Genomic DNA, 19,832 nt, shown 5'->3' with positions numbered 1-19,832 from the left:
TCTTGTTTTAAATCAACCGTTTCCAGTTGATTCTTACGCTGTCAATTCAATATGTTAATGAACTTTTTCTTTACTTTTCCTTAACGTTGTTTCGCTAAGCGGGTGCAAATATACAAGCCTTTTTCGTTCCTGCAAGTCCTTTTTGCGTTTTATTTTAAATTAATTTTCAAAGCACTTATTATAAGGTGTTTACTTAACGAAAAAATATTGAATTTATTAGGGGTATATCTTTCTGCAGCACTATTTATAATTGACAAGCTATTTGTTCATTATATATATGTACACTCTTAAGTCTGCATTAGCGGTAGTAGCGGCATCCTTTTTTTGCTTCTATATATAATGACACAGAAAGAACATCGTATATATGATGACGTATTCTCCCTTAAAATAAAACTAGTAAAAAAAGATATAGCGGATGACGCGACGCTTTTGCTGTTAAAAAGCAAAAGCGGAATGCCCTAAAAAGACATACAATACTTGTGGTATTATATATGGATCGGGTAACTTTACTATCGATATGTAAAGAAGAAACGATATAAGTTAATCTATAGGAAGAAATCCCAAACTAAACCAAACCTAATCGTAAAATCTCTGTAAGGATTGTTGGGTGCTGAAAAATAATCGTAACCGGTAAAGGATGAATTAAAATGCTCGGCTTTAAAAAAGATACGTGTTTGCCTAACCTTAGCATTGATAAAGAAATCTAACCTAGGAAAACCTCCTAGCTTGGTGTCGTTTTGGGTATAGAATTCGGCCAATAGCGGGTCATAACCATTCATGTTATACTCAGAAAAGTAATTGAAAGTTACCCCTGTTTGTAAAGTCATTGATTTTTTAAACAACTGGTTGGAGTAATACAATGTATTCCTTGTTATGATTGCAGGTACATTAAGAACATCTTCATCACTAACTACATTTTGATACATTAAGGTGTTATCTAATGCAAAATTACCGACTTTAAATTCCTTTTGTAGTTTTAATCTAAAATACTGAAGCGGCTTATTATACTGTTTTGGTTCTATAATGTTAACTCCATCTATAGTTTCTTTTAAATTGAAATAGGTGTAGTTATCTATATTAGATAAATCTACATAGGCATTTAGCCATTTTTGAGATTCAATTTTGAATTTTAACTGCTGTGTGTTTACGTTTTTAAAATTCTCTAGATTATACCAATTATAGTTAATATAATCACTTTGGTATAATAGGTAGTTATAGTTTGCTAATCTGGAATTAATTGCGATTCCACCAGAAAGCGCTATATCTTTATTTAGCTTTAAGTTTATGTTACCGTCTAGAAAGCTTCCTACAAATGTATCGGAAAGGTTTAGTCCTCCGTTACTGGTAATATTAAATCCTTTATAGGTTTTTGAATACGCTCCTTCTAGACCTAGGAAGTTTGATTGAATTCTATTTGTTATTGCTGTTGTTGGAAATAATACAACACTATTATAACCGTAATTAATATCTGTATAATTTACAGCAAATTCTAGATCCCCTATTATATTATTGCTATATCTAAGTCCTAAGGCTGTTTTAAAATTCTCTAGTTTTACTTTATCATTAATGCTTGTTGTAAACGCTTCTCCAAAAAAATCTTCAGCAGACACGTCTTGACTATACTGATAATATTTATCTTCTAATGAAAGCTTATTGAATAGTGCTATACTATTATTACTTAAGGAGTCTCTTTGTTGAAGTAATGCATAAGCGTGCTCAAAATAAAAGCGTTTACCTTCTAATATGTTTTCAGCGTCTTCAAACGCAGGATCAAATACGGATCTGTCTAAAAACTCTTCATTACCTAGGCTAAAATTATCGAGGTCTTCAGTATCTAAGCCACCGTTTTCTTGGTTCAATAAATCTTGCATTACAACATAACCTTTGGCCTGGTATTTTTTATTCTTTGCTTTATAATCTGATGTAAACCGAAAATTCCCGGTACTAGTCAACGTGTTCTGATAGTTACCTAATGACCGTAATCCTTTATAGGCTATTGAAAAATTAAATTGCTTAGAGAGATTTACGGTAAAGAAAGCGTCTAAAAGCTGACCTTGTTCAAATGCTGTCTTATAGGTTAAACGCGTCCACGGCGTTGGAACTTCATAAAACAGAATATCCTCGTGCTTTAAATAATTAAAATGGCGGGCTCTTGCACCGAACAAAGGTGACGTATTATTATCCCAAGAATCAAAACTAAGTGTATTATAGGTCTGTCCTATATTAGCAAACGGCATTAAATTAAAATTATCCGTTTGAAGGTAATTAAATTTATAATCCTTTTTAATTGTTAATGTTGTATCTACCTGGATAGAGTCTGCAAGATTACTAAACTGCAGATACATATCGATGGTAGCTAACTCTTTGAACCCGCTAGCCTTATTCGTTAGAGAAGTTGTATCTGATCTAGTATCTAAGTTTGCTTTAGTTAGTTTAGTCTGAGCCACAAGGCTTATTGTAAAAAAACAAAATACAAGTATGTAAAAATGTTTGTTTTGCATTTAGAAATATATAATTTTCAAACAAAGTAAACCATTAATTATTGTTTGGGAATATAAAATTACAATTTACTTAACATAAAAAAGACCAACAGTGTTATTTGTTGGTCTTTAGTATTGTTTGATTATTAAAGTGTTTTACTCAATAATAATTTTGTGCGATGATATATTACCACCTTTAGAGATGTTAGCTATATATACTCCTGACGCTACACCCTCTAAATTTATTGTTCTATTAAATTGAACAGCTTCATTAACAAAATCCCTTTTATATACCATTCTTCCACTCATATCATAAATATCAATTAAGACATTTTCGTTTCCATTATTGTTAAATCTGATATTAAAGTTTCCATTGTTTGGATTTGGATATATTTCAACTTTTCCAGCAAAATATTCTTCTACACTTAAGCCAGACAACACACCGCCTGTTATGACAAGACTATAATTTTGAGCACCTCCTGATAATACACCTTTATGAGTAATAGACATTGAATACACATCGTTAGCATTAGGGGTGTCAACTTCAATTTTTTCAAAATTATCAACATCATTTGTACTATTACGAGTAGCTGCACCAGAACGATTAGCAACATTTAACTTCCAAGGAAAGTAATCCGTACTACTTTTAGTTAACTTAATATCAAGATCATTAACTAAATTAGGGGTCGAGTCATCTAAAACACCACTAGCCACAGCACCTTGCGGATCTGTCCAAGAAATAGACACCATTAAAGGCTCGTTACCTAACGCCCTAACTTCAAACGTCTTAACTTCTGAGTCATTTAATGAAGACTCTTGAATATATGAACTCACCATATTATTGGTTATAGTTTCCACAGCTTTTTCACCATTAGCTAAACCCCATCCAAAACTATAATCAGGCCCAGGATAAAACCCAGCTTCATCAGCGGTATGCAGTAACAACCCCTTAGCTGTCGCCGCTAACATATATTGAGAATTAACATTATTATAATGCTGTTGCATTAATAATAATAACCCAGTTGTAGCAGGAGCAGACATTGAAGTACCACTTGAATTACCATAACTAGTATTAGATTGATTTGAAGTAGACATAACACCGACACCTTTTGATGAGATATCTGGTTTGATTCTTCCATCATCAGTTGGCCCCCAATTGCTAAATGAAGACATTACTACACTTGTCGGGTCTGTATAGTTAAGCACCTGACCTACAGCTGCAGATGTGATTGCGTTTTTTGCCACCGACTGCCCCGTTAATAAGTCATAACCACCTTTTGATGGATTGTATGAACTAAAACCATCTCTATCATTACCAGCAGATACTACTGGCACGTAGTATGGATTGATATTAGTAATTAAATCTACGTTAAATGCATCTGAACCATATGCTCCAAAACGAGAAACAGCTAAATTTTCTGCTCCATATCCATAAGAATGATTAGAAACCAACAATCCTAGTGTTGCTTGTGCCAACATTTCTTGTGTATCATTAGCCGAACTAGCAGCAAGCACACTTGCCTCAAAGGCAATTCCTCTACCCAAATTTATAGGAATACTAGCACCAGAACTAATAATTGTTCCTGTTACGTGCGTCGCATGAAAAGAAACATTAGATCCTCCATCAATGACAGTTATTCTTCCGGCTAAATCTAAATGTGTACCTAATGGATATCCATTTTCCGCTTCCCAAACACCAGCTATCATATTTTGACCATTAAGATCTAGACCCAAAGATCCACCAGTATTTAATCGATCAGCTTTTATTGTTTTAGCAGAACCAAGATTATGAGAAACATAGAATAACGGCTGTCCATTTGGGGTAATATCACGAAGACCATTCAAATTAATTTCAGCCAGTTCTTCCTCTGTTAGAGTTTTAAGGTAATTATGTATTCTAATTTCCCTTTCTGCATTTTCAGCCTTAAGGTATTGCATTACCTCTTTAGATTTATTTAAATCGTAACTAGACGTTATTACTGCTCTTTCCTCTGGCGTCTGTGCCAATAAAAGATAGGAATTCATGAGTAAAAACACATAAATGTAAAAATTTTTCATTTTCTATTTTTTTTTAATAATAACACCCACAACAATTGCACCAAAAATTCCAAAAAAAGACCAATAGAGGTTGAAATTAGCACAACAATTTATAAGAAGTAATTGTTTTTCTACTCACAAAAGTAAGTAATTTATGGTAATAATTTTTCTTTTTTTTAATTCAGAATAAATAAGACAAATACCAACCTATTAATAACCTGCTTCACAGCTACTTACAAAACCTCAAGAGATGTTCATTGGAAAATGAACAGGTAATAATTGATTTAAATCTTGTTGAAAGCTATAATACATATCATTCAATAGAAATAATATCATTAACATAGCCTCACATAAAATTATTACTAAAGACATATTTCACTATGTATTATAACTGCAAAAAAAACATCTAAATATTAGATGAATGAAATACTATAGGTAAAACTTCAATTAAGTCTAATAGAATTACAACAATCTTATAAGTTATAATCTCAATAGAACACAAAAAAAACCATACCTATTAAGGTATGGTTTCTTTTTTAATTTACTTAAAGTTGACTTTTATTCTGGGTTTATTATATTAGTTCCAGTAAAAAAGTTAGCACCATCAGTTCTATCTAAACTATAAAATAAGATTATAGTTTGAGTAGTCTCGTCATACGTACCTGTTGCAGAATAAAGGGCATCGAAACCATCACTACAATCAGTACAATAAGTCTGAGCAGGTACTACTAAAGTTCCAGAAGTCGCTCCTGGTGCACTAGGCGTAAAAGTAGTTTCAAAAGGAACAGGTCCTATCCCTGCATCTGGTAAATCTGCAGTGATAATAAGTACATCACAATCACCATTAGCATTAGCGGATCCAGTACCTCCAAACGTATTACCACCAACATCTTGCACTACAAGATTACCCCACCATAAATTAGACTGGCTAGGACAGTCATCATTAGAAATAACTACGGTACGGAAATATGATTGTTCGTCAAAGTTACCAATACTTAAACCAGCAGCTGATACATCTGTTATTTCAACAGTAAAAGTTTTAGCTTCGTTAAACTCATCGTTATCAACTGGTGTGATTGTAAAGCTTGAATTATACTCACCTGCAGGTATAACAACAGACGTACTAGAAATAGAATAATCCACCCCTTGAACAGCTGTTATATCGGTAACTGCAAATGTAATAGTAACATCTTGGCTTTGAGGCTCAGTTATTCCCATTTTAACAGAAACAGCTCCTCCATTCTCAGGGGCTAGTACAGAAGTATTAAGTCCTAAAAAGGATGCAAAGTGAGGATCCTCAAATAAATTACTCTCATCATCTGAACATGAGGCTACTGTAGCCAAAAGAGTAACAAAAAATAAACCCTTAATTAATTTATTGTAATTCATTATATATGATATTTATTAATTATTAATATAATTTTAGCAACATTAGTATTGCGCATTTTGCTCAAAATTACCTGATGTGTTAGTATTCATCTCATTACGAGGGATAGGGAATACTCTTCTAAAATCTGAAAAAGGTAAGCTACAATTGTTTAAGCAATTGGCATCTTTTTGAATATCTGATTCGTTACGGTTTAAATCAAAGTATCTATGACCTTCAAAAGCTAACTCTATTCTTCTTTGCTTTAAGATTTCATTTAACAATCCTGATCCAGACGCATTTGTATTATAAGCAGAATCTCTATTCGTAGAAACCCAACTATTTAATTCAGTTCTTGCTAATGTTTCATTAATATAGAACAAAGATTCAATTTGATTAAGTTTTGCTTCACTCATTCTAAAATGAGGCATATCTCTATCAGGAGTTATAAACTTTCTTACATCAACCCCTACCACAGGATCAGAGTAAGATGCAGGAACATTGTCTAAGTATAATCCTTTTCTAACATCAGTTGCAGGCATTAAGTCATAAAACTCTCTAGTTGCAAAATTCTGCTTATAAGTACCTGCTAAGCTCCATGTTGCATAAAATGCATCATTACTTCCAGGGTTATCAGTACTATTAAATTCTATTTGAAAGATAGTTTCAGGAGAAACTTCAGAAGAATAATAAGGTATAACATCTGCCTGTCCCATTAAATTAAATCCTTCACTATTATTTAATACTTGTTCAGCATAAAGTCTAGAATTAGGATAGTCTTCTAAATAAAGATAAGCTCTAGATAAAAGTAGCTTAGCAGCTGTTGGCCCTAATCTATTTACACCTGGTTCGTCAGTCATTAAAGAAATTCCAGTTTCTAAATCAAGAATAATTTGATTATACACATCTGAAACGGATGATCTTGGCAAAGAAGCACCAATATTAACACCTAAAGGTAAAACGACACCCAACTCAGGGTCTATACCACTTTCTGCAGGACGCGCATACCAGTTAACCAATTGAAATAGTATCGTTGCTCTTACCACATGAGCCTCTCCAAAACGATTGTCAGGATTTCCACTTACTGCGTCTTCATCCACAACCGTACCTTCAAAAGAAATTACATTATTTACATCTAGTAAAGTACCATATAAGCTACTCCAAATACCAGATACTGTTCCACCATCTACTATGGCGTGAGTATAATTATTTACATCAGTAAATCTATTACTGTTATTTACACTAACGTAACCGTTATCAGTTAATAAAGCGTGGTGTGTAAAGAAGTTAGCGCCAAATGTAGTAGCACTTTGCATACCACTATACATACCTAATGTAGCAATTTCTAAACTGGCTTCATCAACAATTGCGTCTTGAATTTGAATACTACCGGACGGTTTCGTTGTAAGAAACTCCTCATCGCAGCTTTGCAATTGCAGGCAAGCTAATGTACCTAATGCAAAGACAACTAATTTATTATTTATTTTCATATTCTTTTTTTTTTAAAAATTAATATTAACTCCAAATAAAAATTGTTTCAAGTTTGGAGCTGACTGATCATAAACACCAGCACCTTCTAATGAAGTACCAAATTCATTCGACCCAACTTCAGGATCAAAATATAAATCATCATCAAATACCCATGTGTAAAGGTTTAATCCTCTAACATAAATGTATGCATCACTAATCCAGTTCACATTTTTAAGTAATTCTGCATCCAATTTGTAACCTAACTCAATAGAACGTAGTCTAATGTGATCTGCATCATATATATATCTTGTACTATTAGCAGAAGAAGAGTTATTATCTGAATTAAATAAGTACTGTGGTTTAGAAGCGTCTCTGTTATCTGGTGTCCAAGAATCATAAAGATTCGAAGCTAAGTGATTTAAGTTAGCAAAAGCTCCATCATTATCATAAACAAAAGCCCAACGATCTATTACAGAATGACCACCAGCATAGTTTAATAAAAATTTAAAATTAAAACCTTTATACTGAAATTCATTTGAAATACTAGCTAAATGCTTAGGTAATGCTTTTTTACCAGTAAAAGATAGTTCAGCATCACCAACAATACCTGTTACTTCAGTTCTAGATTCATCCGTATACCATAATGGCGTACCATCTGCCGGGTTAACACCGGCCCATAATCTTGTATAGAATTCAGAAGGATCATGACCTACAGCATAATTTTTTGTACCATTTGCAGCTATTTCATTAGCTTCATCAGTAATTTTTGTTACTTCATTCTCGTTAAGAGAAAAAGTAGTATTAAGACTCCATCTAAAGTTATCAGTAATAACAGGCACTAAACCTAATTGAACTTCCACACCCCTGTTTTCAGTTGTACCAATATTCTTAGTAAGACTTGTAAAACCAGAAGAAGGCGTTATTGGTGCAGAAAACAATAAGTCTTCTGACTCATTTTTATATACATCAATAGAACCAGAAACTCTACTTTCAAATAAGCTAAAATCTAAACCTAAATTGGTGTTTTTCTTAGTTTCCCATGTTAATGCAGAGTTACCAGGATTTATTATTACAGCTGCATTTTGGTTTAAATAAGTTCCAAAACCAACTAATGCTTTAGCTGAATGGTTACCTACTGATGCATTCCCCGTAATACCATAAGATACTCTTAATTTAAGTGAATTAACGAAAGTTGCTGAATCCAAGAAGCTCTCTTGAGCTATATTCCATGTTCCACCAGCTGCCCAGAAATTACCATATCTATTTTCAAATCCAAATCTAGAAGAACCATCTCTTCTAAATGAACCTGTTACAGAATAACGTCTATCATATGTATACGATCCTCTTACAAATGCACCAAAAAATGTAGCATCAGTATGTGAAGAAGATGCGCCTATTGGGTTTGCAGCATTCTCAAGTTCATATAAGTCATATCTACCTGAAGTGTAACCCTGTACAGAAGCAGAAGTCGTATTTGTACGATCAGCAACAGCATCTATACCTAAAGTACCTGTAATATTGTGAACATCACCAAACATCTTATTAAAACTCAAGCTATTCTGCCACGTCCAAATTTGACGGAAACGATTATCTTTAAAACCATTACCATTACCATTAACGTCACCTTCATTAACACCATCGCCAAAATCAGGATTCCAGAAAGTAATTTCATCTGAGATATTCATATCAACACCAGCTAGGGATTGAAATGACAACGTATTTTTGATTATTTCATAATCCAAATTAAGATTAGCTAAAACTTTATAAAAATTAGCTGTTGCAACATCCGTATTCTGAATAGCTACTGGGTTAAAACTAGGATTAAGATAAGCTAAATCTAAGTTATAAGTACCATCAGCATTATAAATGCTATTAGTTGGAGATAAAAGACTTCCAGTAAAAACAGGATTTCTAAAACTTGAAGCATCAGCATCACCAGTTTGTTCCGCAGATGACACATTAATACTAAATCCTACTTTCAATCTATCAGAAGCAGTCCAATTAGCATTTAAATTACCTGTAATACGACTATATTTAGCCTCTCTAGATACACCTTCTTGCTCGAAATAACCTAATGAAGAAAAGATTTGAAAATTCTCAGAACCACCAGTGTAGTTCAAATTAACAGAATTTGTAACACTATTCTTATTTCTTGTTGCAGCTCTCCAGTCAGTGTCTGTAACACCGTCCCAATTTAAAAAAGCTGTTGCAAAATTTACTGCATCCGCTTGATTTGAGTTTAAGCCAGAATTCATACGCCCTAAAGCAATCAAGTTAATATGCTCTTCAGAATTTAACCAATCAAATTCCTCAAAAGCAACGTCTCCATATCCATATTCAGTAGATAAAGAAAATCTAGACTGATCAGCTTTACCTGATTTAGTTGTAATCAAAATAACACCATTAGCTCCTCTTGCTCCATAAATAGAAGTTGACATTGCATCTTTCAACACAGTCACACTTTCAATATCTGAAGAGTTAAGACTTGCTAAAGGGTTTGCAGAAGCAGCTTGAGCAGCATTATCTCCTGATAAAACAGGAACACCATTAATTACATAGAGTGGATTTGAATCTGCCGTTAAAGAAGAAACACCCCTAAGAAATACTGGAGTAAAAGCTCCAGGCTGACCACTAATAGCACCTACTTGAAGACCAGCTACACGCCCTTGAAGCGCTTGATCAATTGAAACTACAGGTGTACTAGAAATATCAGTTGCAGAAACTGTTGTATAAGACCCAGCCTTCTGCGTCTCAGTTTCCTTAATACCAAAACCTACAATTACCACTTCATCAAGTGAGCTAGCATCTTCTAATGCTACGTTGTAAGTGTTACCAGCGCCAATTGTAACTTCTGCAGGCTTCATACCTACATAAGAAATTACAAGAACCGCACCTTGATTGACTTGGATAGTAAATTTACCATCAAAATCTGTTTGTTGACCTTTGGAGGTCCCTTTTACAATTACACTCGCTCCAGGAAGGGGTAAACCATCCATTGCTGTTGTAACTGTACCTGTGACAGTTTTCTCTTGTGCAAAAGAAAACTGCATCACGAACGCCATAAAAAGCGTTAATAACCATGTTAATTTTAATTTCATAAAACAATTATTTGAGTTAGTCTATTTGCAAACATCTTAATTAAATATTAAATAACCAAGTGTTTTTGCTAAAAAAATGTTAACACTATTGCGATTATGACAAGAATTCATAATAACCATTAACTTCACTGTTTTAAGGCAATAACTCAACAGTTAGACGCAAAAAGTGTAAAAGGGTTGCGTTAAAATTTTAACTTTGTTCAAAATTTAACATTTTGGAACTAAAAATTCAGTTTTCTACTCATAATATAGAATGTGGTACAGATGAAGCAGGCAGAGGTTGTTTAGCTGGTCCGGTTACAGCTGCTGCAGTAATATTACCTATCACCTTTAAAAACCTGATATTGAATGATTCTAAGCAACTCTCAGAAAAAAACAGGGTTATTTTAAAACCAATAATTGAACACGAGAGTGTTTCATTTGGGGTTTATCATATTTTTGAACAAGAAATCGATACTATTAATATCCTTAATGCCTCCATAAAAGCAATGCATGGCGCTATTTCTACCTTAAAAACTATTCCAGAATATATTATTGTAGATGGTAATAGGTTTAAGCCCTATGAAAAGATCCCACATTCCACCATAATAAAAGGTGATAGTAAATATTTAAGTATTGCCGCTGCTTCCGTTTTAGCAAAAACGTATAGAGATGACTATATGGAAAAAATCCACGAAGAGTTCCCAATGTACAACTGGAAACAAAACAAAGGCTACCCAACAAAAGAGCACAGAGCTGCTATAAAAAAATATGGAGTTACCAAATATCACAGAAAATCATTTAGATTATTGCCCGAGCAATACAAATTGGATATATAACTTTTTATATTTGTAAACTAAACACAACTTAATGAAGCGACTTGGTTTTTTATCGATTTTGTTTACCCTAGTTTTGGCCTGCCAAAAAGACTACAACAAAACCAAACAACCTTATAAATTAATTCCAACCGAAACATCTGCTATCATTCAAGTAAATGAGCTTAATGATTTTGTTACTAGTATTGAAAATAATGACGTCCTTTCTGGACTATATAATAAAGAGTTAAAAAACGCCTCTCTATTTTTAAACCAGCTTAACACTACCCAACAAGTTTATATTTCTTTTACGGATTCTAATTATCTCATTCTTACAGAAAATGACAGCACTTTATTTGTGCTTGATTCCATTAAGAATATTACGTCGACAACTTTGGTCGATTTAAACATTGAAAAGACCGAAATAAATAGCAACATCATCTATCATAAAATTATAGGAAATACTTTTGCAGGCTCTAATGACTTAGAACTCTTAAAGACTCTAAACACTGATAACGAAAACACAGAGATTAGTAACTTAATTGAGACCACAGATAAAAAATCGGTCGCTTCTATTTTATTTAAACCTGAGGCTACTAATTATTCTAAACTATTGTTTTCAGATGCCATAAATAAAGCTGGTAGAAATTTTACAGTCTTAGATTTTGATTACTCAGAAAAAGGACTGAATTACAATGGTATTTTAACCTCAAAAGATTCGAGTGCTAACCATCTCGACAGTTTTAAAAATACTGTTCCTCAAAAAACAAATTCACCTTTTATTGCTCCTTACAACACAAGTTCTTTAGTGAGTATTACATATGATAATTTTTCAGTATTTAATAAAAACAATTACCATCCAAAAGATAGCCTAGTAGACGTTTCTGAAACTTTCTTAAATTTCACAGATGAAATTGCCTTAATTGACGATGTATTAGTGCTTCATTCATTAGATCCTAACTTAATTATAGAATCTATTGAAGACAAATCTATATCGGAATCCTTTAGAGATATCGACATCTATGAGTTTGGACAACCAGACTTCTTCGAGACCAATTTAAACCCTTTTATAACTTTTGAAAATGCTAATTTCTTTTCTGTTTTTGAAAATTTCATTGTGTTTTCTAGCGCTTCTGAAACCTTAAAATCAATTCTAACAGATGCGTTAAACAACAACACGCTAGCTAATTCGGATGCTTTTTTAAGTATTAGCGAAAAGCTTAGTGATGAAGCCTCATTATTTATCTTTAAAGATTCTGAAAAACTCTCGACTGTTTTAGATCAAACGATGAATGGCTACAACGCTAACGCTGTTCAGTTTATACGCGAAGACAATTACACTCATATCAACGGAATTATTCAGAAATTCAAAAAAAGAGCCGCTTCAAATTCTGTTGCAGAAACATTTACCACCCCACTTGAAGCTACACTATTAACAGCTCCACAAGCCGTTAAAAATCATGTTTCTAAAGCGCATGATATCGTCGTTCAGGATGTAAATAATATGCTCTATCTTATTTCGAGTTCTGGTACTATTCTATGGAAAAAACAACTTCAAGGACGAATTTTAGGTCCAGTAGAACAAATTGACATGTATAAAAATGGCAGATTACAATTAGCGTTTACAACACCTAACCAACTCTACATTTTAGACCGAAATGGTAACGACGTGTCCCCTTTTCCTTTAAAATTTAACGATGCCATTACACAACCGCTTTCCGTTTTTGATTACGATAAACGAAAAGATTATAGATTACTAGTTACCCAAGGAAAAAACCTTTTGATGTATAATGCAAAAGGACAATCTATTGGTGGTTTTATTTATAAAAATAATGATTCTCAAATTTCATCACAACCTAAACATTTCAGAATTGGAAGTAAAGATTACATCGTATTTGGAGCGGGCGAAAACCTTAAAATATTAAACAGACAAGGGGATAGTAGAATTAATGTAAAAGACAAAATCCGTTTTTCTGATAACGACGTGTATTTATATCAGAATAAATTTACCACGACCAACACACTTGGCCAACTTATACAAGTCGATACCAAAGGAAATCTCAGCACAAAAAATCTAAATCTTACAGATAAGCATAAAATAGCAACTACTAGTAAAACCTTGGTTTCCTTAAGGGAAAACAGATTAATTATAAAATCTAGAACCATTGATTTGGATTACGGAGATTATACAGAGCCTAGGATATTTTATTTGAATGATAAGATCTACGTTACAACTACAGATTTGCAATCTAAAAAAGTATACCTTTTTGATAGTCAAGCAAAATCCATCCCTAATTTTCCTGTCTTTGGTACGTCAGCGGCAGTGCTAGAAAAACTAGATAACGATAGTGGTTTAGAACTTATTACGCAAAGCGATGACAAAACCCTAATAGTTTACAAACTACATTAAAAATCATTCTTATTTTAGTATTATTTTCACTTACAATAAGCGCATTGTTTTGTAGTATTGTATAACCAAAATTTAGACGACATTTTCATCATGATAAAAAGACAAAAAGCATCCTTAAGAAGCTGTATAATTCACAAAGTTGGTAACAAATTTAATGGTACTAAAAATGCCTTTTCAGATGCCATTGTAGATTTTGATGAAGCCACTTATAATTTAATGTTGCCTTATCTTCTGAGACCTTTTATGAGTGTAGCCGAAAATTATCGTTTTCACCACCATAGTGATGTCGCTCTCAATGAAATAAACACTTATAGCGATCAATTATTTAAAGAAGGTGCTGATTTTGTAGACATCTCTAAACACATTGTAACGCATCTATTTGAGCAAAGTAATTCTGCTCAAATTAAAACCGGTGATGTCCTTATTTGTCATTTTGAAAACATACAATACGAAGACTACTTTACAGATGCTATTGGGATCTTTAAAATTGAAAATAAGACTGAGTTTTTTCAAACGTATTTAGAAGATAATAACTACGATATATTAGTTCAAAAAGGTATCCAAGCTAAAAAGGTAGACAAGGGTTGCTTAATCTTAAATACTTCCGATATGGAAGGCAAAATTGTACTTAGTGTAGATAACAACACTTACGATACACAATACTGGATCAAAAGCTTCTTAAACATCAGATACCCAGACGACAGCAATCAGCACACCAAAAACTGTATTGAACTTTGCCGAGAATTTTCTAAAGAAGTTTTACAACCTAATTTTGGTGGTCAAGAGCAAAGTAACTTCCTAGCTAAAACGGTTGATTTTTTCAAAGAAAATGAAATTGTAAATATCGATACTTTCAAAGAAGAAGTTTTTGATGAAGAGGATAAAATTCAATTATTTGAAGATTACAAGAAAACTTACGAAACAGACAATAAAGTGCTGATTAGAAACCAGTTTGACGTCTCTGAAGTAGCCTTAAAAAAGCAAAAGCAAAAAATTAAAACCGAAATAAAACTCGACACCAACATTCAAATAAAACTAGATGTTGATGCCCCTGATGCTTCTGCAGAATATCTAGAACGCGGTTACGATGAAGAGAAGAAAATGCACTTTTATAAGGTGTTTTTTAATGACGAGTCTTAACTTTAATTCTTAACATCTCACTCATAACTAAAGTTGAATGAAGCTCGCGTCAAAAAGCGCACTAAAATGCTTTAAAAGCTTCTCTTTAACTTCATTTTCATTTACGCTATCGACACCCAATTCATTATTTAAGGTTGTTACCGCTTTCCCTCTTATTCCACATGGAATAATATAATCAAAATAGCCTAAATCTGCATTCACATTTAAGGCGAATCCATGCATGGTAACCCAACGGCTAGCCCTTACTCCCATAGCGCAAATTTTTCGAGCAAATGGTGTCCCAACATCGAGCCACACACCTGTTTCGCCAGGACTGCGTTCTGTTTTTAGACCATACTCAGCTAATGTTAGAATGATAACTTCTTCTAAAAATCGTAAGTATTTATGAATATCTGTAAAGAAGTTATCTAAGTCTAGAATCGGATAACCCACAATCTGCCCTGGACCATGATAGGTAATATCTCCACCTCGATTAATTTTGTAAAACGTGGCTCCTTTTTCTGACAATTGCGTTTCAGAAAGTAGTAAATTTGAAAGATCACCACTTTTTCCTAAAGTATAGACATGCGGATGTTCTACAAAGAGAAAATGATTCTCAGTAACTAAACCAGCATCTTCTCTTCGATTCTTTATTTTAGTATCTAAAATAGCTTTAAAGAGTGTTTCCTGGTAATCCCAAGTGTCCTTAAAATCTTTAGTTCCTAAATCTTGTAGTTGTATTTTTTTATTCAAAATAATTATTCTTTTAATCCTCTAAAACAACTTCAATATTCAATATTTCAGGATCCTTTAGCATATCTATAAACCCAACCTCATAAGTAACCGTTTTTCGATCTTCACTATACATTGCTCCTTGTTTCGAAAATGATTTTACAGCTTTAGGAAAGTGATAATTAATTATATACTTAGAAGATCCCAACATCAATGCCGATTTATCTATACTATCTAAAGATTTCTGATGTTTTTCTAAATCAATAATCTCAGCATTTCTTCTAAAAACGGTACCATCATATGAGTAACTCACCAAAGTTGAGCCTTCATTACCCATACTCGAAAATGGACTTAAAGGCAAATTATCACTAGCAGTGTCATCACCTTTTAAATTATTGAAACTATTCATTGCTTTGTACATATCGCGCAACTCACTAGCATCATCAAAGTCTGTTTCTAAATCAAAAAACATCTTCTTCTTATCTGGATCCATAACCATATGAATTTTATAATCCTCCATGGCTTTAATCTTTTCTTGTTCTCCTACAGACAAATTTGCTATACTATCTTTATATTCTACCAAAAAGTCCTTAAAAACGATTGTTGAATCCACAGCTTTACTCATTTCATCAGAAGCATTCTCTCCGAGTTGATCTAACACATCCATCATCTCTGATGCATCCATTGAGAATTTCACCTTACCACTACCGTCTTCATTGATATAGATATTTTCAGAAAACTGACAACTTGTTAGCAGCATTATAAATACACAAGAAAGCACCGTAAAAACCTTATTCATTTTTAATCTTTTAAATACATTATTAAGATCGCAAAGGTAAGACTTTTATCGCTTTGGGTTATTGAGAATAACTAAAGCTGCTATAACACCTGGCACCCAACCACAGAGCCATAATAAAAAGGTAATTAGAATAGAACCACATCCTTTATCTAAGACAGCTAAAGGTGGACAAATAATAGAAAGAATAACGCGCCAGATACTCATAATTTCGTTTGATGATTTGATGTATTTATAGGACGCAAGTTCAATATAAATGTTACACTTTTTACGAATTCATATCCTTGAAATTAGAATAAAATTCAATAAAGTATTATTACTATAAAGTAATATTGATTCTTATTCTGAATTCTTGTTTATCAACTAAAGAAATTCAGAATGACCATCCTCTACCAAAACACGATGTAAAAGTGTTCTTCAAGATTCTTTAAAATGCCTTAAAAACATTTCTAAACAACCATAATTATTCAGAAAATTTAGAGCTTGTTAAATCTAACTAAAAAGGAGCTCGTTAATTTTTGTAAAAAGTGTAATTTTGCAGCCACTTACCAACACTTGGTAAGTTTATAAAATTAATTAAGAATGCAACTTTCAGAACAAGAATTGGTAAGACGCCAAAAGTTAGAAAAGCTTAGAGCTTTAGGGATTAACCCTTATCCAGCGGATTTATTTCCCGTAAACCACACTTCAAAACAGATAAAATCTAATTTTGAAGACGGTAAACAGGTTATTATCGCAGGTCGTCTAATGGCAATTAACATTCAAGGGAAAGCATCTTTTGCACAATTGCAAGATAGCGAAGGTCGTATTCAGGTGTATTTTAATAGAGACGAAATTTGTACAGGTGAAGACAAATCCCTTTACAATGATGTCTTTAAGAAATTATTAGACTTAGGTGATTTTGTAGGTATTGAAGGCACACTTTTCACAACACAAGTTGGCGAAAAGACTGTTATGGTAAAGGATTTTAAATTGCTTAGTAAAGCTTTAAAACCATTACCTATCCCAAAACAAAAGGATGGAAAAACCTATGATGCATTTACAGATCCAGAAATGCGTTACAGACAACGTTATGCCGATTTAGTAGTTAATCCTCATGTAAAAGAAGTGTTTATAAAGCGTACTAAGCTTTTTAATGCGATGCGTCAATTTTTTAATGATGCTGGTTATTTTGAAGTTGAAACACCAGTTTTACAGCCTATTCCTGGTGGAGCTGCTGCACGTCCGTTTATGACGCACCACAACAGTTTAGACATTCCATTATACATGCGAATTGCTAACGAATTATATCTAAAACGTTTAATCGTTGGTGGTTTTGATGGTGTTTATGAGTTTTCTAAAAACTTCAGAAATGAAGGAATGGACAGAACGCATAATCCAGAATTTACCGCCATGGAAATCTATGTATCTTACAAAGATTACAACTGGATGATGGATTTCTGTGAGCAATTATTAGAGCATTGTGCTATTGCTGTAAATGGAACTTCAGATGCTACATTTGGCGAACATAAAATCAATTTTAAAGCACCTTATAAGCGTATTACCATGCGCGATTCTATTTTAGAATTTACAGGTTTTGATATCTATAACAAGTCTGAAGACGACATAAGAGCAGCTGCAAAAGGCATGCATATTGAGGTTGACGAGACTATGGGTAAAGGCAAGTTGATTGATGAGATTTTTGGTGAAAAATGTGAAGGAAATTACATTCAACCAACGTTCATTACCGATTACCCAAAAGAGATGAGCCCTTTATGTAAAGAGCACAGAGAAAACCCTGAATTAACAGAGCGTTTTGAGTTAATGGTTTGTGGTAAAGAAGTTGCTAATGCTTATTCTGAACTTAATGATCCTATAGACCAACGCGAGCGTTTTGAACACCAGTTAAGTTTAGCTAAAAAAGGAGATGATGAAGCGACAGAATTTATAGATCACGATTTTTTACGTGCGCTAGAATACGGAATGCCTCCAACATCTGGAATGGGAATTGGAATGGACCGTTTAATAATGTTCTTAACCAACAATCAGAGTATTCAAGAAGTTTTATTCTTCCCTCAAATGCGACCAGAAAAGAAAAAAGTGGATTTAAGCGATAACGAAAAAGCGATTTTAGAAGTTTTAAAAGCTGAAAAACGCATGGACTTAAATGTGCTTAAATCAAAATCTGGCTTAAGTAATAAAGGTTGGGATAAAGGTTTAAAAGGCTTAAGCAAACATGGCTTAACAAAGGTTGAAAAAACTGATGACGGCTTATTTGTAGAGCTTATTTAAAAACCCTCTAACATAAATTTATAAAAAAGGAATTACCAAGAGGTAGATCCTTTTTTTTTGTTTAAAAACTATATATTAGAGCGTTACTAATAATTAGAATCTTTATAAAACGCTCATTTTATGAAACAAAGCTACGCAACCTTAATCTTATTTTTATGTTTTACAATAGTCATAAATTCACAGAACTTCATAGGTAATTGGAATGTAATTTCTCTTGAATCAAATGGAAACACCATCAATTTACCTTCAACGGTTACAACACCTCCAAATATTGAATTTCACAATTCATTTAGCAGTGCGCCTTTAGACCAATATTGGGGACGTTATATATACGGTAATGGCATTTGTAACTCTTTTACTTCGTACTTTGAGAGCGAACAAAATAATGCTATAAGTCTTATTCCTTATTTTGAAACTACAGACAACTCATGTACTACAACTGAGGAAACTGACTTTGAGAACTTATACTTTTCAATTTTACAAGAACCTGGAAATTTAACGTATTCATTTACTAATGATTTACACAATTTAAGTTTTACAAATAGCCAAGGAGATGTCATAAACTTAGGTCGTGAAGATGCTCCTTCAAACGCACTAAGCGGAGAATGGTTTATTCATTCTATTTGGGAATTTGATATTTTACTTGAGAATACTTTCGATCCTAACTTAAGTATAGTCTTTTCTGACGATATTATTAATGGACAAAGTGATTTTTATGGCAGCTCCACTTGTAATGGATTCAGCGGTATGTATGACAATCCAATACAACCAAATTCTTTTATAATTAGAGATATAGGTTGGACACTAAGTTTCTGTGACATTGCAGACCAAGCGATTTTTGAAATGTCATACATGAATTTTTTCAGTCCTAATGAAAACATATACACATTTGAAATTACAGGAAGCGGTTCCGATGCTATGCTAACCATATATAATGGCAATGAGGTAGAACTTAATTACGGTAGACAAGCCCTGTCTACTAATAGTTTTACCGCGCAAAAAACCAAACTAATAACAGATATATCTAATCATAGATTACAACTCATTTCTGATACGCCTTTAGTCAATAATCCATACTCTATTTATGATCTTTCAGGCAGGCTAATTACGTCCGCCTACTTAGATCAATCTAATAACATTGAAATTGGCACTTTAGCTTCAGGCAGTTATGTTTTAAAGATTATGAATTCACAAAATCAAACCGAAAGCTTTAAATTTATGAATTACTAATTTTTGTTTTTAATGTCTATAAGTATTCT

General features: G+C 33.0%; 13 protein-coding genes. 5 read left to right on the top strand and 8 right to left on the bottom strand.

Going from position 1 to position 19,832, the window contains the following annotated elements; all coding sequences use genetic code 11:
* Positions 1-545 precede the first annotated feature (545 nt).
* The 5 genes from HM984_RS14415 to HM984_RS14395 form a co-directional block, all read right to left on the bottom strand.
* Positions 546-2,447: a putative porin gene (locus tag HM984_RS14415; RefSeq protein WP_371312594.1), complete on the bottom strand. Its 1,902-nt coding sequence runs from the start codon at positions 2,445-2,447 to the stop codon at positions 546-548.
* A gap of 189 nt (positions 2,448-2,636) precedes the next feature.
* Positions 2,637-4,538: a S8 family serine peptidase gene (locus HM984_RS14410; RefSeq protein ID WP_179349652.1), complete on the bottom strand. Its 1,902-nt coding sequence runs from the start codon at positions 4,536-4,538 to the stop codon at positions 2,637-2,639.
* A 537-nt stretch (positions 4,539-5,075) separates the two neighbouring features.
* The gene (locus HM984_RS14405; protein ID WP_179349651.1) at positions 5,076-5,906 is read right to left on the bottom strand and encodes a Calx-beta domain-containing protein; all 831 of its coding nucleotides are present in this window, start codon (positions 5,904-5,906) and stop codon (positions 5,076-5,078) included.
* 42 nt (positions 5,907-5,948) lie between these two features.
* On the bottom strand, positions 5,949-7,373 hold the full coding sequence (locus tag HM984_RS14400) for a RagB/SusD family nutrient uptake outer membrane protein (protein WP_179349650.1): 1,425 nt from the start codon (positions 7,371-7,373) through the stop codon (positions 5,949-5,951).
* Positions 7,374-7,385: 12 nt separating this feature from the next.
* Positions 7,386-10,451 carry a SusC/RagA family TonB-linked outer membrane protein gene (locus HM984_RS14395; protein WP_179349649.1) on the bottom strand — a complete coding sequence of 1,022 codons (3,066 nt, stop codon included), beginning with the start codon at positions 10,449-10,451 and terminating at the stop codon, positions 7,386-7,388.
* Between the two features lie 215 nt (positions 10,452-10,666).
* On the opposite strand from HM984_RS14395, the gene rnhB reads away from it, so the two are divergent.
* From rnhB to HM984_RS14380, 3 genes are all read left to right on the top strand, one after another.
* The gene (gene rnhB / locus HM984_RS14390; protein WP_179349648.1) at positions 10,667-11,269 is read left to right on the top strand and encodes a ribonuclease HII; all 603 of its coding nucleotides are present in this window, start codon (positions 10,667-10,669) and stop codon (positions 11,267-11,269) included.
* Positions 11,270-11,300: 31 nt separating this feature from the next.
* Positions 11,301-13,655 (top strand): ribonuclease HII, encoded by a 2,355-nt coding sequence (locus tag HM984_RS14385; protein WP_179349647.1) that lies wholly within the window; start codon positions 11,301-11,303, stop codon positions 13,653-13,655.
* Positions 13,656-13,745: 90 nt separating this feature from the next.
* Entirely contained in the window at positions 13,746-14,795 is a 1,050-nt protein-coding gene (locus tag HM984_RS14380; protein WP_115812429.1) for a nucleoid-associated protein, read from the top strand.
* A gap of 27 nt (positions 14,796-14,822) precedes the next feature.
* Here HM984_RS14380 and lipB read toward each other — a convergent pair whose 3' ends face one another.
* The 3 genes from lipB to HM984_RS14365 are packed head-to-tail and all read right to left on the bottom strand — an operon-like array spanning position 14,823 to position 16,509.
* Positions 14,823-15,527: a lipoyl(octanoyl) transferase LipB gene (lipB, locus tag HM984_RS14375; protein WP_179349646.1), complete on the bottom strand. Its 705-nt coding sequence runs from the start codon at positions 15,525-15,527 to the stop codon at positions 14,823-14,825.
* Positions 15,528-15,540: 13 nt separating this feature from the next.
* Positions 15,541-16,305: a hypothetical protein gene (locus HM984_RS14370; RefSeq protein WP_115812382.1), complete on the bottom strand. Its 765-nt coding sequence runs from the start codon at positions 16,303-16,305 to the stop codon at positions 15,541-15,543.
* 45 nt (positions 16,306-16,350) lie between these two features.
* Positions 16,351-16,509, bottom strand: a complete 159-nt coding sequence (locus tag HM984_RS14365) for a YqaE/Pmp3 family membrane protein (RefSeq protein ID WP_092470473.1) — start codon at positions 16,507-16,509, stop codon at positions 16,351-16,353.
* A gap of 375 nt (positions 16,510-16,884) precedes the next feature.
* Between HM984_RS14365 and lysS the strand changes: the two genes are divergently transcribed.
* On the top strand, positions 16,885-18,573 hold the full coding sequence (lysS, locus tag HM984_RS14360; protein WP_179349645.1) for a lysine--tRNA ligase: 1,689 nt from the start codon (positions 16,885-16,887) through the stop codon (positions 18,571-18,573).
* A gap of 120 nt (positions 18,574-18,693) precedes the next feature.
* A complete protein-coding gene (locus HM984_RS14355; protein WP_179349644.1) occupies positions 18,694-19,803 on the top strand; it encodes an META domain-containing protein in 1,110 nt (369 codons plus the stop codon).
* The last annotated feature ends 29 nt before the right edge of the window (positions 19,804-19,832 follow it).

The sequence above is a fragment of the Winogradskyella pacifica genome (assembly GCF_013403915.1).
GTDB lineage: Bacteria > Bacteroidota > Bacteroidia > Flavobacteriales > Flavobacteriaceae > Winogradskyella > Winogradskyella pacifica.
The sequence above is the reverse complement of the archived record's forward strand: the minus strand, read 5'-3'. Positions and strand labels throughout refer to the sequence as shown.